Origin of the sequence: Erwinia sorbitola (assembly GCF_009738185.1) — a bacterium.
Classification (GTDB): domain Bacteria; phylum Pseudomonadota; class Gammaproteobacteria; order Enterobacterales; family Enterobacteriaceae; genus Erwinia; species Erwinia sorbitola.
Genome location: NZ_CP046509.1, coordinates 2,829,432 through 2,844,154, shown reverse-complemented (window position 1 = coordinate 2,844,154; position 14,723 = coordinate 2,829,432). Strand labels below are relative to the sequence as shown.

Annotated in this window: 18 protein-coding genes; 10 read left to right on the top strand and 8 right to left on the bottom strand. The window is 53.7% G+C overall.

Annotation, left to right across the window (positions count from 1 at the left end):
• Positions 1–265 precede the first annotated feature (265 nt).
• The 5 genes from dinI to grxB form a co-directional block, all read right to left on the bottom strand.
• Positions 266–508: a DNA damage-inducible protein I gene (gene dinI, locus GN242_RS12770; protein ID WP_154750740.1), complete on the bottom strand. Its 243-nt coding sequence runs from the start codon at positions 506–508 to the stop codon at positions 266–268.
• A gap of 79 nt (positions 509–587) precedes the next feature.
• Positions 588–1,649 (bottom strand): dihydroorotase, encoded by a 1,062-nt coding sequence (gene pyrC, locus GN242_RS12765; RefSeq protein WP_154750741.1) that lies wholly within the window; start codon positions 1,647–1,649, stop codon positions 588–590.
• Positions 1,650–1,798: 149 nt separating this feature from the next.
• Positions 1,799–2,566 (bottom strand): N-acetylmuramoyl-L-alanine amidase, encoded by a 768-nt coding sequence (locus GN242_RS12760; RefSeq protein WP_154750742.1) that lies wholly within the window; start codon positions 2,564–2,566, stop codon positions 1,799–1,801.
• A 242-nt stretch (positions 2,567–2,808) separates the two neighbouring features.
• Complete coding sequence (locus GN242_RS12755) at positions 2,809–3,372, bottom strand: lipoprotein (RefSeq protein WP_156287602.1); 564 nt, start codon at positions 3,370–3,372, stop codon at positions 2,809–2,811.
• A gap of 143 nt (positions 3,373–3,515) precedes the next feature.
• Positions 3,516–4,163, bottom strand: coding sequence for a glutaredoxin 2 (gene grxB, locus GN242_RS12750; protein WP_154750744.1), 648 nt, complete (start codon positions 4,161–4,163; stop codon positions 3,516–3,518).
• Between the two features lie 383 nt (positions 4,164–4,546).
• On the opposite strand from grxB, the gene rimJ reads away from it, so the two are divergent.
• The 4 genes from rimJ (at position 4,547) to murJ (ending at position 8,443) form a co-directional block, all read left to right on the top strand.
• On the top strand, positions 4,547–5,140 hold the full coding sequence (rimJ, locus tag GN242_RS12745; protein ID WP_154750745.1) for a ribosomal protein S5-alanine N-acetyltransferase: 594 nt from the start codon (positions 4,547–4,549) through the stop codon (positions 5,138–5,140).
• Positions 5,141–5,150: 10 nt separating this feature from the next.
• Positions 5,151–5,801, top strand: a complete 651-nt coding sequence (locus GN242_RS12740) for a DUF480 domain-containing protein (RefSeq protein WP_374189535.1) — start codon at positions 5,151–5,153, stop codon at positions 5,799–5,801.
• Positions 5,798–6,721: a Gfo/Idh/MocA family protein gene (locus tag GN242_RS12735; RefSeq protein WP_154750747.1), complete on the top strand. Its 924-nt coding sequence runs from the start codon at positions 5,798–5,800 to the stop codon at positions 6,719–6,721. Before GN242_RS12740 ends, GN242_RS12735 begins: the two co-directional genes overlap by 4 nt.
• Positions 6,722–6,904: 183 nt before the next feature.
• Positions 6,905–8,443, top strand: coding sequence for a murein biosynthesis integral membrane protein MurJ (gene murJ / locus GN242_RS12730; protein ID WP_154750748.1), 1,539 nt, complete (start codon positions 6,905–6,907; stop codon positions 8,441–8,443).
• Positions 8,444–8,620: 177 nt separating this feature from the next.
• On the opposite strand, the gene flgN is transcribed toward murJ, so the two are convergent.
• The 3 genes from flgN to flgA form a co-directional block, all read right to left on the bottom strand.
• Positions 8,621–9,052, bottom strand: a complete 432-nt coding sequence (flgN, locus tag GN242_RS12725) for a flagellar export chaperone FlgN (RefSeq protein ID WP_154750749.1) — start codon at positions 9,050–9,052, stop codon at positions 8,621–8,623.
• A 3-nt stretch (positions 9,053–9,055) separates the two neighbouring features.
• Positions 9,056–9,358 carry a flagellar biosynthesis anti-sigma factor FlgM gene (gene flgM, locus GN242_RS12720; RefSeq protein WP_154750750.1) on the bottom strand — a complete coding sequence of 101 codons (303 nt, stop codon included), beginning with the start codon at positions 9,356–9,358 and terminating at the stop codon, positions 9,056–9,058.
• Between the two features lie 164 nt (positions 9,359–9,522).
• The gene (gene flgA, locus GN242_RS12715; protein ID WP_156287601.1) at positions 9,523–10,191 is read right to left on the bottom strand and encodes a flagellar basal body P-ring formation chaperone FlgA; all 669 of its coding nucleotides are present in this window, start codon (positions 10,189–10,191) and stop codon (positions 9,523–9,525) included.
• Between the two features lie 156 nt (positions 10,192–10,347).
• Between flgA and flgB the strand changes: the two genes are divergently transcribed.
• From flgB to flgG, 6 genes are read left to right on the top strand one after another with little or no spacing between them, the layout of a single operon-like run.
• On the top strand, positions 10,348–10,761 hold the full coding sequence (gene flgB, locus GN242_RS12710) for a flagellar basal body rod protein FlgB (protein WP_154750752.1): 414 nt from the start codon (positions 10,348–10,350) through the stop codon (positions 10,759–10,761).
• Between the two features lie 3 nt (positions 10,762–10,764).
• Positions 10,765–11,169 (top strand): flagellar basal body rod protein FlgC, encoded by a 405-nt coding sequence (gene flgC / locus GN242_RS12705; protein ID WP_062743747.1) that lies wholly within the window; start codon positions 10,765–10,767, stop codon positions 11,167–11,169.
• Between the two features lie 11 nt (positions 11,170–11,180).
• Positions 11,181–11,852 (top strand): flagellar hook assembly protein FlgD, encoded by a 672-nt coding sequence (flgD, locus tag GN242_RS12700; RefSeq protein ID WP_154750753.1) that lies wholly within the window; start codon positions 11,181–11,183, stop codon positions 11,850–11,852.
• A 30-nt stretch (positions 11,853–11,882) separates the two neighbouring features.
• The gene (gene flgE, locus GN242_RS12695; protein ID WP_154750754.1) at positions 11,883–13,091 is read left to right on the top strand and encodes a flagellar hook protein FlgE; all 1,209 of its coding nucleotides are present in this window, start codon (positions 11,883–11,885) and stop codon (positions 13,089–13,091) included.
• A gap of 21 nt (positions 13,092–13,112) precedes the next feature.
• Positions 13,113–13,868: a flagellar basal body rod protein FlgF gene (locus GN242_RS12690; protein ID WP_154750755.1), complete on the top strand. Its 756-nt coding sequence runs from the start codon at positions 13,113–13,115 to the stop codon at positions 13,866–13,868.
• Between the two features lie 15 nt (positions 13,869–13,883).
• Entirely contained in the window at positions 13,884–14,666 is a 783-nt protein-coding gene (gene flgG, locus GN242_RS12685) for a flagellar basal-body rod protein FlgG (protein WP_154750756.1), read from the top strand.
• Positions 14,667–14,723: the final 57 nt, after the last annotated feature.

The following is a 14,723-nucleotide window of genomic DNA, read 5'->3' as shown; positions in this document are numbered from 1 at the left end:
AAAAACCTCAGTAATTAATCTCAGCATCAGAATAGGATATTCAACCCGCTTCGTCTATCAGGCATTCTGCGACAGGTTGCAGGCATAAAAAAGCCGGATAGCGTACCCGGCAAGAACAGCAAAATCGTTATGACATACCATGGCAAATCGCTAATAGCTATACAGCCAGTTAACGCGGCGGTATTGGTTTTATTGACTCACGCCGTGGCGGATTTCCTTCCATTCAGCGATGCGAATTCAGGTTACCGACAGGAAGGGTTGCCATTCAGGATATAAACCAGTCGTCAGCGCTTTCCCAGGTTTCCTGTAAAATATCGCTAATCTGATCTTTCGCTTCTTTGCCGCCGCCCATAACCGTCAGGTTATTCGCTCCGGCGTAGCGTACCGAAATGGTATTGGTGCCATCGGGAAAATGTTTGTCGATTCGTTTACTGAGTTCCTGGGTCAGCGCATCGATGGCGCCAGCAGGCAGAGAGGTGGTTTTTGCTACAGTGACTTCAATACGCATGATAGCCTCCGGTTGAATTACTGTAAATATATACAGTAATTCAACCGGGCGCAATACTCTGGCTCAAGGAGTTGCTACTTTATTTGTGACGCGTATCGACCTGCCAGTTCAGGGTTTCGCCCGCAAGGAACGGCACCAGGGTGTGGCCGTCGTGACCTACCGGTACGGATTCAGCGACAGTCCAGGGCTGGCGCACCAGCGTTACGGTATCTTCATTAAGCGGCAGTCCGTAGAAGCGCGGGCCGTTCTCTGAGCAGAAGGCTTCAAAGTGCGCCAGCGCCCCAATTTCTTCAAACACCGTAGCGTAGGCTGCCAGCATCGAAGGGGCGTTAAATACTCCGGCACAGCCGCAGCTGTTCTCTTTACGATCCCGGGTATGCGGCGCAGTATCAGTGCCGAGGAAGAAACGCTCGTTGCCGCTGGCAACCGCATCGCGCAGCGCCTGCTGGTGGATATTGCGCTTCAGAACAGGCAGGCAGTACAGATGCGGGCGAATACCGCCAACCAGCATGTGATTACGGTTAAACATCAGATGCTGCGGGGTGATAGTGGCGGCAACGAAACGATCGCCTTCCAGCACGTATGCGGCCGCTTCTTTTGTGGTGATATGTTCACAGACCACTTTCAGTTCCGGGAACTGCTGACGCAGCGGGTGCAGCACCGTTTCAATAAAGCGGGCCTCGCGGTCAAAAATATCGATATGCGCATCGGTGACTTCACCGTGGATCAGCAGCGGCATGCCGATTTTTTGCATACGTTCCAGCACTGATGCAATCGCCGCAATACTGGTAACACCGTGGGCGGAATTGGTGGTGGCGTGCGCAGGGTACAGTTTGGCGGCGCTAAATACGCCATCGGTGAAGCCGGTTTCGATCTCGTCCGGATCCAGACCATCGGTAAGATAGCAGGTCATCAGCGGGGTAAAGCGATGTCCGGCAGGAACGGCAGCCAAAATACGTTCACGGTAGGCGCGGGCGGCGGCAACGCTGGTTACCGGCGGCACCAGATTTGGCATCACAATGGCACGGCCACAGACCTCACTGGTATACGGCACGACGGCCTCCAGCATGTCACCATCACGCAGATGGATGTGCCAGTCGTCAGGGCGGCGAATAATCAATTGTTGAGGCTGTGCAGTCATGCTAATAGCTCCGGCAGAAGGGTAAAAGTCAGGTTTAGCCGGGTACTAAGCATAGGGATAAAGCACAGGGAATGCACTCGCTATTTTATCTTCCGCGCTGAATCCTGCCAGCGTTCACTGGCAGGACTTATTGTTTTGGCCTTCAGGAGTCACTCAGGGTTATATTTTTCAACCAGGGCATAAATGATGGCGGCCGTTTCACTATCAAGAGCGCCGTCATAATTACTTTGTCTGAAGTGAAGCTGGAAAGTGCGAATTAAGTCAACATACCCTTCATCCGAAGCTGCGCCTGAAATATCATAGCCATAGCGGTTGAGTTTCTGTAAGACTTCCTCTTTATCCGGAAGCGCACATTTGAAATTTCCCTGATATTTTCGCCTTGTGGCATCATCATACCAGGCACCCACGCCGTTATGATAAAGTTCCTGCCAGGGGAAGTTCGCACCGGGGTCACTTTTACGCCCTGGTGCAATATCGCTATGACCAACGATATTGACTGGCGAGATATCCGGATAGCGCTGGATAATATTACGAGCCAGCTGTGTAACCGCTTCTATCTGGCCGGAATTATAGGGTGGGAAAGTGAATATACCGCCATTATCTGTCGCGAGATTAACGATTTCGATGCCAATCGAGGTGTCGTTAAGGTTGTTCCTGCCCGCCCAGTAGCTGCTGCCCGCATGCCATGCACGATCGTTTTCATCAACCATATTGAAAATATGCAGATCCCTGAAGCCCGCGGAAATATAGGATTTATCCGTTGGGTCAGGAATAAGATAATGAGTGCTGACTGAGCTGCCAGTAAGGGATGCCACCGCATCGCTAAAATTCTCTGCGGTATAATGTATTATCAGAAAGCGGACTCGGCGATTAAATGCTTTTATCGAGCGATAGCTATTATAATCAACTTGATACATACAGAATCCTTCCTTTTAGTATTAAGAGGTTAACCCATTATATTTTGGATGAATATACACTGTAAGTTATTTGATAGAGGGTAATTTAATCACGAAGAGGTGGGGTAAGCTCGTTATTATTTGTAGTAATTAATGATGTAATGTTTCTCTAATAATAGATAACCGACTAAATGCCCGGCGCGCTGTGGTGTATTGCTATCAATACGCCCCCCGGCGCCGGGGGGCAGTTTGTCAGCCTGTCGTTAATCAGTAAAAGGGATCACCAGCTCGCCCGGTTTTACTTCCAGGCCCTTAGCAAAGCGCTTGGCCAGCGACTCGGCTTTGCTGCGATCGGTGCTTAAGACATAGGCCGGTTTCTCATTGAAGAAGTTTTTCAGCGATTCATTGAGGTACGGGGTCAGGGTTTTCAGGATCCCTTCCATCTTTTCCGGTTTTACCGTTACGTCCACCAGCTCCATATCTTTCAGGTAGATAGCACCTTCCTTCTGGTTAAACACCGGCTGTGCTTTCATTTTTAGCATCATTTCTGCCTGCTGCGGGCCAAATAACGAACGAATACTGACATTGGCTTTACCGCTCAGGGTAATTTTGTTCGGCTCTTCACGACCAATCTGACTGGTAAGATCGGTCAGGGTGATATGTGCATCGGCCAGCCCGGCAACGCCGATATTTTTTTCATAGTTATTATGTTTAACCAGCGCCTGGTTGATTTCCTGTTCACTGATGCTGTACTGAGCAATCTGATTACAGCCGCTGACCAAACCCGCTAACAGTAGAGCGCCAAGGCCAAAAATTGTTTTCTTCATGATGTTCCTCTGTTTTAAATTCACCGGTTAATCCTACCGGAGCAGGTGGATAGCATGCACCACTCTAAGCAATTCGTCACTGACAGACACAGGGGGAAATCACAACGGGATGTGTCGGGCCATCGTATGACGGCCCGATAAGATCAGGATGCGGAAGAGGAGAGCAGGGTGACCTGGGTCTGTTTCGCCATATTATCGCGGTAGTCGGCCACGCGGCTTGGATACTCCACCCCGGCCACCAGCGTCAACGAACGCAGCAGAGGGAACAGGTGAATATCATCCATCGACAGCTCGCCGTTGACGGCATTAGGTTTAACAATCAGCTTGTCGAGCTTACGCAGATCGTCATTGATATTTTTAATCCAGCCAGCTGAATGCTCTCTTAACTCAGCAAAGTCACCCGCTGAGGCCTGCTTCTTGTTCTTGAAATAGCTGCGCGCTTCCGGCGTAGAGAACTCGGCGAAAGGGGCTTCCGCAACGCGCGGATAGAGCAGTTTATTAACGTAGGTATGAACATGCCTCAGCCAGTCGCTAATCGCCGGGTTGGTTTTGCCTGTCAGCAGTGGCTCACCATCAAGTCGATCGACATACTGCACGATATCCAGGCTTTCCGGCATACAGCTGCCATCATCTTTCATCAGGATCGGCGCCATTTTCTGGCCGATAAGGCGATTGGGCGTGGCTTCGTCATCGTTCATCATTACCACCAGCTCAACCGGAATATTTTTCAGGCCGAAAATCATACGGGCTTTTACGCAGAACGGGCAGTGGTCATAGATATAGAGTTTCAAGCGATTCTCCTTGTCTCGGGATAATTGATGAACGTCCATCAATTATCTGAATGTATTAAAGAAGTATGGAAGAGAACCCGCCATAGGGCAAACCAGCACCTGATATTCGCAGATGATTCGGACATACTTCCTGGTGCAGGAACGGTGGTTTTCCTCGTGCTTCTGCCCCTCCTCAGCCACTTAACCGGGGGATTCGCCGTGGTGGAGTCTGCCTGTATCTCGAATTATTTGGGGTATACCAGCAATTTTGTAATTTTTTATACGCCACTGTTTTACCAGGGATCCTGATGACGGTTATAGTAATGAACCAGGGATAACGTGCTCTTTTTGCCGTTCTATCCCTCCCGTATACCTTACCCGGCCAGGGATTTTCAGGAGAAAAGATGTTTGGCTATCGTACTGCTGCACCTAAAGTGCGCCTGACTACCGATCGACTGGTCATCCGGCTGGTTAATGAACGTGATGCCTGGCGACTGGCTGACTACTATGCGGAAAATCGCGCCTTCCTCAAGCCCTGGGAGCCGGTACGCGATGAAAGCCACTGCTTCCCGTCGGGCTGGCAGGCGCGGCTTGGTCTGATTACTGAAATGCAGAAGCAGGGCAACGCATTCTACTTTGCCGTGATGGATCCGGATGAGAATGAAGTGCGTGGTGTGGCGAATTTTAGCAATGTGCTGCGCGGCTCGTTTCACGCCTGCTACCTTGGCTATTCGCTGGGTGAAAAATGGCAGGGACAGGGGATGATGTTTGAGGCATTGCAGAGTGTGATTCGCTATATGCAGCGCCAGCAGCGAATGCATCGTATTATGGCCAATTATATGCCGCACAATCACCGCAGCGGTGGTCTGCTGGCGCGCCTCGGTTTTGAAAAAGAGGGTTACGCCAAAGACTATCTGATGATTGACGGGCGCTGGCAGGATCATGTTCTGACGGCGCTGACCTCCCAAGAATGGACGCCGGATCGGCGCGGAGTGTAACCCCCAGATGATCAAAACCCCTTTTACCGCCGTTGAGGCGCGTGTTATTGGCAGCCTGCTGGAAAAACAGGTAACGACGCCTGATCAGTATCCGATGTCGCTTAATGCGGTCGTTACCGCCTGTAATCAGAAGTCCAACCGTGAGCCGGTGATGTCGCTGACCGATAGCGAGGTGCAGAACACCCTGGATATGCTGGTGAAAAAGCATCAGCTGACGTCACTGAACGGTTTTGGCAGCCGGGTGGTGAAATACGAACAGCGTTTTTGTAATTCTGAATTTGGTCAGTTGAAATTTAGTGCGGCAGAAGTGGCGCTGATCGCCACGCTGCTGCTGCGTGGCGCACAGACGCCGGGAGAGTTGCGCACCCGCACTACCCGCATGCATGATTTTGCTGATATGGCTGAAGTTGAGCAAACCCTGGAGTGTCTGATGCAGCGCGAAGCCGGTGCGCTGGTGGTGCGACTGCCCCGTGAACCGGGTAAGCGTGAAAGCCGTTATATGCATCTGTTTTGCGGTGAGGTGGATGAAAGCAGCGTAGTCACCAGCAGTAGCGGTGAAAACCACAGCGGGCTGGAGGCGCGGGTAGAATCACTTGAGCAGCAGGTTGCCGCGCTGCAACAGCAAATAGCCCATCTTCTTGCCGGGCGGGAGGCTGAATGAGCACACTAAAAATCGGCATTGTTGGCCTCGGCGGCATTGCGCAAAAAGCCTGGCTGCCCGTGCTGACGCATACCGACGGCTGGCAAATTGCCGGAGCCTTTTCACCAAACCAGGAAAAAGCTCGCCCGATCTGCGACAGCTACCGTATTCCGTTATTGTCCTCACTTGACGATCTGGCCGCCGCCAGCGATGCGGTATTTGTGCACAGCTCCACCGCCAGCCACTATGCGATTGTCGATCGGCTGCTGCGTGCCGGAGTTGATGTCTGCGTTGATAAACCTCTGGCGGCCACCCTTAGCGAGGCGGAACGGCTGGTTGAGCTGGCCGGGAAACGCGGACGTAAACTGATGGTGGCATTTAACCGTCGCTTTGCGCCGCGCTATTTGCAGCTTAAGTCGGCACTGATACAGCCTGCGGCGATCCGCATGGATAAACACCGCAGCGACAGCGTTGGGCCGCAGGATCTTTTTTTCACCCTGCTGGATGACTATCTGCATGTCGTTGATACCGCTCTGTGGCTGGGCGGCGGTGAAGGTAAGCTGCTGTCCGGCACTTTACAAACTAACGACAGCGGACAGATGCTCTATGCCGAACATCACTTTAACGTTGCAGGCGTACAGGTCACCACCAGTATGCATCGTCGCGCCGGAAGTCAGATGGAGCGCGTGATGGCAGTGGATGATGGCGCGGTTTATCAGGTAAGCGATATGCGTGACTGGCAGCAGGAGAAAGCGGGGCAGATCGGGATCGACCCGATCCCCGGCTGGCAAACGACGCTGGAGCAGCGAGGTTTTGTCGGTGCCGCGCATCATTTTATCCACTGTGCAGCAAATCAGACAATGCCGCAAACCAGCGGTGAGCAGGCGTTAATGGCCCAGCGAATGGTGGAAAAACTGTGGCGTGACGCCGAGTGCGAGTAAAGCAGCGCGGGTTCACCGGGGGATCATTCTATCTCTCCCCGGTGAACCAGATAAACGGTGTAACAATCCGCAGTGGTTATTTCCTTTCACTTCAGTAGACTATCCGCACCTTAAACGGGCCGGATCTCACCGGGCCGATACTGTAGCAAGCCGGTCTTCCCGGATATCAGAATCAGGATATACATGAACCTGTTGAAATCACTGGCAGCGGTCAGCTCCATGACCCTGTTTTCACGCGTGCTGGGTTTTGTTCGTGATGCCATTGTGGCACGCGTATTTGGCGCGGGGATGGCAACTGATGCCTTCTTTATTGCCTTTAAACTGCCTAATCTGCTGCGCCGTATTTTTGCCGAAGGCGCATTTTCCCAGGCCTTTGTGCCGATCCTCGCTGAGTATAAAAGCAAGCAGGGCGAAGAGGCCACCAAGGTTTTTGTTGCCTATGTTTCCGGACTGTTGACGCTGGCACTGGCCATTATCACCGTGCTGGGGATGTTCGCTGCTCCCTGGGTGATCCTGATCACTGCTCCTGGTTTTGCCGATACGCCAGACAAATTTGCGCTCACTTCGTCACTGCTGCGCGTCACCTTTCCCTATATTTTGTTGATTTCGCTGGCATCGCTGGCGGGGGCAATTCTTAACACCTGGAACCGTTTCTCCGTTCCGGCCTTTGCGCCAACGCTGCTTAACGTCAGTATGATCGGTTTTGCCCTGTTTGCTGCGCCGCATTTCCATCCGCCGGTGATGGCGCTGGCGTGGGCGGTAGTGGCAGGGGGCGTGTTACAGCTGGGTTATCAGCTGCCGCATCTGAAGAAGATTGGGATGCTGGTTCTGCCGCGCCTCAATCTGAAGGATGCGGGTGTCTGGCGGGTGATGCGCCAGATGGGGCCGGCGATCCTTGGCGTTTCGGTGAGCCAGATTTCGCTGATCATCAATACCATTTTTGCCTCTTTCCTCGTTTCAGGTTCGGTTTCCTGGATGTATTACGCCGACCGCCTGATGGAGTTTCCGTCCGGCGTGCTGGGCGTTGCGCTGGGTACTATTCTGCTGCCGTCGCTGGCGAAAAGCTTTGCCAGTGGTAATCAGGATGAGTATTCGCGCCTGATGGACTGGGGGCTGCGTCTCTGCTTCCTGCTGGCGCTGCCAAGTGCGGTGGCGCTGGGTATTCTGGCTAAACCGCTGACGGTGTCGCTGTTCCAGTACGGCAAATTCAGTGCGTTTGATGCGGCAATGACCCAGCGGGCGCTGGTGGCGTATTCGGTCGGGCTGATGGGGCTGATTGTGGTGAAGGTGCTGGCACCGGGCTTTTACTCGCGGCAGAACATTAAAACACCGGTGAAGATTGCGCTGTTTACCCTGCTGGCTACCCAGGTGATGAACCTGGCGTTTATTGGCCCACTGAAACATGCCGGGCTGTCGCTGTCGATTGGTCTGGCGGCCTGTCTTAACGCAGCACTGCTCTACTGGCAGTTACGCAAGCAGGATATTTTCCAGCCGCAGCCGGGCTGGCTGAGTTTCCTGGTACGCCTGTTTATTGCAGTCGTGGTGATGGCGGCAGCGCTGCTGGGCATGATGCATGTGATGCCTGACTGGGCCAGCGGCAATATGCTGTCACGCCTGCTGCGTCTGGCTGCGGTTTGCGCCATCGGCGGCGGGGTTTATTTTGTGGTGCTTGGGCTGCTTGGTTTCCGTCCGGCTCACTTCTCACGCCGCACGGCGGTATAAGCTGAAAAACCCCGCGGCGCAAACGCGCAGCGGGGTAAAGTAAATCAAAATCGAACCCCTAAATAATTCGAGCTGGATGAAGGCGGCAATCGAGCGAATCCCGATGAGCTTACTGACGTAAGTGATTCGGGTGAACGAGTGCGGCCAACGCGCAGGCAGCTTGAAATATGACGGGGGTCAGGCTTTGCGGCTAACCGGGGCGCTATTAATTGCCTGCCCGTCTGGGCCATAAAACTTTTGTGACTGATACGGCTTCAGTACTTGCAGCGCATGCTCGTTATGACTGATTTGATGGTTGAGCAGCATACCGTTATGTAAATTGGTATCACGCAGTTTTACCGTCTGTTCCTGAATAGCCGACCAGCGGCGCGCCAGTGGCGGATGCTGGCTGTAAGGCACATGAGTTCCGCTGGCTTTCTCTGCGTCACGGCGCATCTCTTCCAGGAAGTTGAGGGTAGCCAGTAAAGAGCTTTTATCCTCGGTAATTCGCTGTAATAAGCTGCTGTTTACCTGACCTGCCGAGAGCTGTTGTTGCTCTGCATTCATGACATCGGCCAGCGACGAAAGAACTTCAAGCATTTTATCAAGTGCGTTTTGCAGCTTATCCATAGGTTAATTACCTTGCAGTGAGTCTTTGGCTTCCTGAATCAGTGCGTCGGCAATTTTGCCGGTGTCCATTTTCAGTTCGCCGTTGCGAATTGCGTTCTTCAGCTCTTCCACGCGGGCAGTATTAATGTCCTGGGAGCTGGCTTTGCTCAGTTGTGACTGTGCGCCACTGAGTACCACCTGAGTACCGGTAGCGGTTGCAGAGGTTTTGCTTTCTGCTGCACGCACTTTTGGCTGGGCAACTTCATTAGCGTCACGTTGCTGAACGGTACTGGCCGGTTTCAGTGGCTGGGTTCTGTCGATGCTCATTTATCGCGCTCCTGTTAACTCAGGCACCCTGGCCTGATGTTCAATATTCTAATCTGCTTCATAGGTGAAATTGCAACGGCATTTGCTGCAACTCGAATAATTTTGCCTATGATGCAATAGCTCTTATTAACACTATCGGCAGAACTGAGGCCTACTTTAGTGGTTTATAGCGATATCAGAATATTCCCATTAGCGTCGACTTTACCCATCACGATCTGTCCTGAACTCATACGTACTCTTACGGTTTGCGCGGCGGTGGCATTGTTCATCGCCTTACCTTCGCTGCTGATATTAAATCCGTTGCCGCTGGCGGTAACGGTGACCATCTGACCGGCTTTTACCTGCCACGGCTGGCGCATCATTGTCATGGTCACTGGCTGACCAGGATTGATATCGCGCAGGGCGATGGCACCCACCGCTTCATCGACATTCATCAACGTTCGTGCGGGCAGGGTATCCAGTCGGCCCTGCTCCATACGCATATCGGTGGCGGCAATGGCTGCGCCGCGTACTACCTGGCGGGTTGCTACCAGATACTGGCCGGTAACCTGCACCTGCACCTGAATATAACGTCGGTTCTGATCGCAATTGGCGGCGACGCTGATATTGCCCCACATGCGGCTGTTGCCTGGCAGTGAGAACTGCGGCTGCTCGCAGGCAGGCCACATGTTTTGCGGAGTCTTCACCACCACAGTGAGGTTATCGGCAGACTGTCCGCTTTGCCCATAGCGATTCTTAAAAAACTCATTGAGCTGTGCGTTCAGGTCGACGGCGCTGGCTGAGACGCTTATCAGTGCCAGTAAAGCCGCCAGTAGTCCTGTGTATCCTCGCATCTGAGATCCCCTCAATTTCATCATGACACCGATTCTACCCGTAAACGTATTTTGTCAAGGCGCAAATTAGCGACGCTTTTTAGCGCTATTCAAACGATAGGCCTTTCCCCCCCGAGCTTATGCTGTCAGCTCTAAATTCTCACTTGCGGAGGAAGCATGCTCGACAAACTGGACGCAGCACTACGGTTTAATACCGAAGCCCTGAACCTGCGTGCACAGCGACAGGAGATCCTGGCATCCAATATCGCCAACGCTGACACGCCGGGTTATCAGGCACGCGATATCGATTTCGCCAGCCAGATGAATAAGGTGCTTGAACAGGGGCGGGCGCAGGGTTCCGGACTGTCGCTGGCGGTGACGTCGGCACGCCATATTCCTGCGGAAAATCTTCAACCTCCTTCGATGGATCTGATGTACCGCGTTCCTGACCAGCCAGCGCTGGACGGAAACACGGTGGATATGGATCGCGAACGTACAGAGTTTGCCGATAACAGTCTGAAATATCAGACGGATTTGATGGCTATCAGCAGTCAGATTAAAGGCATGATGTCTGTGCTACAGGGGCAATAAGTTATGGCACTTTTGAATATTTTTAATATTGCCGGTTCGGCAATGGCTGCACAGTCACAGCGTCTTAACGTCAGCGCCAGTAACCTGGCCAACGCCGACAGTGTTACCGGGCCGGATGGTCAGCCCTATGTGGCGAAGCAGGTGGTGTTTCAAACGGATGCAGCTCCGGGATCGCCTACGGGCGGTGTGAAAGTGGCACAGGTTATCGACGATCCGGCTCCTGCGCGTCTGGTCTATGAGCCGGGCAATCCGATGGCAGATGCCAAAGGTTACGTAAAAATGCCCAACGTGGATGTAGTAGGAGAAACGGTGAACACCATGTCAGCCTCGCGCAGTTATCAGGCCAACGTTGAGGTTTTAAACACCGTTAAACAGATGATGTTGAAAACCTTAACCATGGGTCAATAAGGAGCTTCCCGATGAGTATTGCTGTTGGTGTAAATGAAAAGCAGGCCACCACAACGCTGCAATCGTCTTCCTCCTCTTCTGACACGTCAGCGGCGGATTTACAGAGTAACTTCCTGACGCTGCTGGTGACCCAGTTGCAGAATCAGGATCCGACCAATCCGATGGATAACAGCCAGCTGACTTCACAGCTGGCGCAGATCAATACCCTGAGCGGTATTGAGAAGCTGAACACCACTCTGGGATCGATTTCCGGACAGATTACCTCCGGCCAGTCTTTACAGGCGTCGACCCTTATCGGTCACGGCGTGATGGTCGATGGCTCGCAAATTCTGGTGGGAACCAGCACCACAACGCCATTTGGCGTTGAGCTGGGGCAGGCTTCTACCAGTACCACCGCCACGATTAAAGATGCCAGCGGTGCGGTTATTCAGACCATTGACCTCGGTGCGCAGAGCGCCGGTGTGCATACCTTCCAGTGGGATGGTAAAGCCGCCGATGGCACCACTGCCGCCGATGGTAAATACACAGTTTCAATTAGCGCCAGCAATGCCACCGGCCAGCTGGTTGCGCAGCCGCTGAATTATGCCTACGTGAGCGGCGTCAGCAGCAACGCGAAAGGGGCTGTACTTGACCTTGGCACCATGGGTACTACCACCCTGGATAACGTACGTCAGATTATTTAATCCACTAATTTATGCTTCAGGAGTGACAACATGGGCTTTTCACAAGCGGTCAGCGGCTTAAACGCAGCATCCAGCAACCTCGACGTTATTGGTAACAACATTTCCAACTCCGCAACAGCGGGCTTTAAATCCAGCACCGTGGCGTTTGCTGATATGTTTGCCGGTTCTAAAGTGGGTATGGGTACTAAGGTTGCGGCCGTGGTACAGGACTTTAACGACGGTACCACCACCACCACCAGCCGCGGCCTTGATGTGGCGATCAGCCAGCAGGGCTTTTTCCGTTTGAGCGATGCCAGCGGCGCGGTGTACTACAGCCGTAACGGCCAGTTCACGCTGGATGCCAATCGTAACATCGTCAATATGCAGGGCTTGCAGCTGACCGGCTATCCGGCAACGGGCACACCGCCAACCGTGCAGACCGGTGCTAACCCGGTAGCATTGAGCGTACCAACGACGTCCATGTCAGCCAAGGCCACCACTGCGGTCTCCATGACAACCAACCTGAACTCCACGGACAGCGTTAAACCTCTCGCGGATTTAGATATCACCGACCCGACGACCTACAACGCCAAGTCAGCGATGACTACTTACGATGCGCTGGGCAACGCGCACATCGTCAATCTGTACTTCAACAAGACGGCTGATAACAAGTGGACGGCAACTCCGGTTGATGCCACTACCGGCACCACGGGTACAGCAACCGCTATGGAATTCAGCCCGACGGGGACATTGCTGACACCGGCTAACGCCAAAATCAGCTTTGATATGGGGGCACTCAACGGTGCGCTGGCTAAAACCGGTATGACTGTGGATATCACCGGCAGCCTGCAACAGAACACCGGCACCAGCACCTTCGGTAACCCGGTTCAGGACGGTTACAAGCCTGGCGATCTGACCAGCTACCAGATCAATGACGACGGTACTCTGGTGGGAACCTACTCCAATGAACAGACTCAGGTGCTGGGCCAGATCGTACTGGCTAACTTTGCTAACCCTGAAGGCCTGAAGTCTGAGGGCGATAACGTCTGGTCTGCAACTGCATCATCAGGTCAGGCTCTGACCGGCGTGGCCGGTACCGGTAACCTCGGTACGCTGACCGCTGGTGCGCTGGAGTCTTCCAACGTTGACCTGAGTAAAGAGCTGGTGAATATGATCGTGGCGCAGCGTAACTATCAGTCGAATGCGCAGACGATTAAAACTCAGGACCAGATTCTTAACACGCTGGTCAACCTGCGTTAATTCGGTTAACAGGGGCGTTCAATGGATCACGCAATATATACCGCAATGGGGGCTGCCAGTCAGACCCTCGATCAGCAGGCAGTGACGGCCAGCAACCTGGCCAATGCCGCAACCCCTGGCTTCCGTGCGCAGCTTAATGCCGCGCGCGCGGTACCGGTGGAAGGTTTATCACTGCCTACCCGTACGTTGGTCACGGCATCTACGCCGGGAGCAGATATGACTCAGGGGGCGCTGGACTATACCGAGCGCTCTCTGGACGTGGCGATGCAGGGTGACGGCTGGCTGGCAGTGCAGACTGCCGACGGCACCGAAGCCTACACCCGCAACGGGAATATGGAAGTCAGCCCCGCCGGGCAGCTTACCGTACAGGGCAAAGTGGTGATGGGCGACGGCGGGCCGATTGCGGTTCCGCAGGGCGCTGAACTCACCATCGCGGCTGACGGTTCGATTACTGCGCTGAACCCGGGTGATGCTCCGAATGCCACGGTACAGCTCGGCAAGCTCAAACTGGTAAAAGCCACGGGCAATGAGCTGACGCGCGGTGACGACGGTATGTTCCGTGTTTCCGCCAGCGCCGTGGCGCAACGCGGTGCCACTTTACCGCTCGACCCGACGCTGAAAGTGATGCCGGGCGTGCTGGAAGGCAGCAACGTGAAGTCGACGCAAACCATGGTGGATATGATCGCCAACGCCCGTCGTTTCGAGATGCAGATGAAAGTCATTTCCAGCGTCGATGAAAACGAACAGAAAGCCAACCAGCTTCTTTCCATGAGCTGAGTAGAGGAATAACACATGATCCGTTCTCTTTGGATTGCCAAAACCGGCCTTGACGCCCAGCAGACCAATATGGACGTTATTGCCAACAACCTGGCAAACGTCAGTACCAATGGTTTCAAACGTCAGCGCGCAGTATTTGAAGACCTGATGTATCAGACCCTGCGCCAGCCGGGAGCACAGTCATCTGAGCAGACCACGCTGCCTTCCGGATTGCAGATTGGTACCGGTGTGCGCCCGGTGGCGACTGAACGTCTGCACAACCAGGGTAACCTGTCTCAGACCGACTCATCGAAAGATGTGGCGATCAGCGGCCAGGGGTTCTTCTCAGTACAGATGCCGGACGGCACCACGGCTTATACCCGCGATGGTTCATTCCAGACTGACCAGAATGGCCAGCTGGTCACCAACGGCGGTTTCCCGGTACAGCCTGCAATCACAATTCCACCTAACGCACTGAGTATGACTATCAGCCGTGACGGTGTGGTAAGCGTCACCCAGCAGGGCCAGACCAATCCGGTACAGGTAGGCCAGCTGACGCTGAGTACCTTTATCAATGATGCCGGTCTGGAAAGCATGGGCGAGAACCTTTACCAGGAAACCCAGGCATCCGGTGCGCCAACGGAAAGTAACCCGGGCAACAACGGTGCAGGTACGCTGTATCAGGGCTATGTAGAAACGTCGAACGTTAACGTGGCGGAAGAGCTGGTGAGCATGATCCAGACTCAGCGCGCTTACGAAATTAACAGTAAGGCGATCAGCACCTCCGATCAGATGCTGGCGAAACTGACTCAGCTGTAAGAGTAAAACGGGCAGACAGCTTGTCCGTTACAGGTGCCGGGTTCGCCCGGCCCGTTA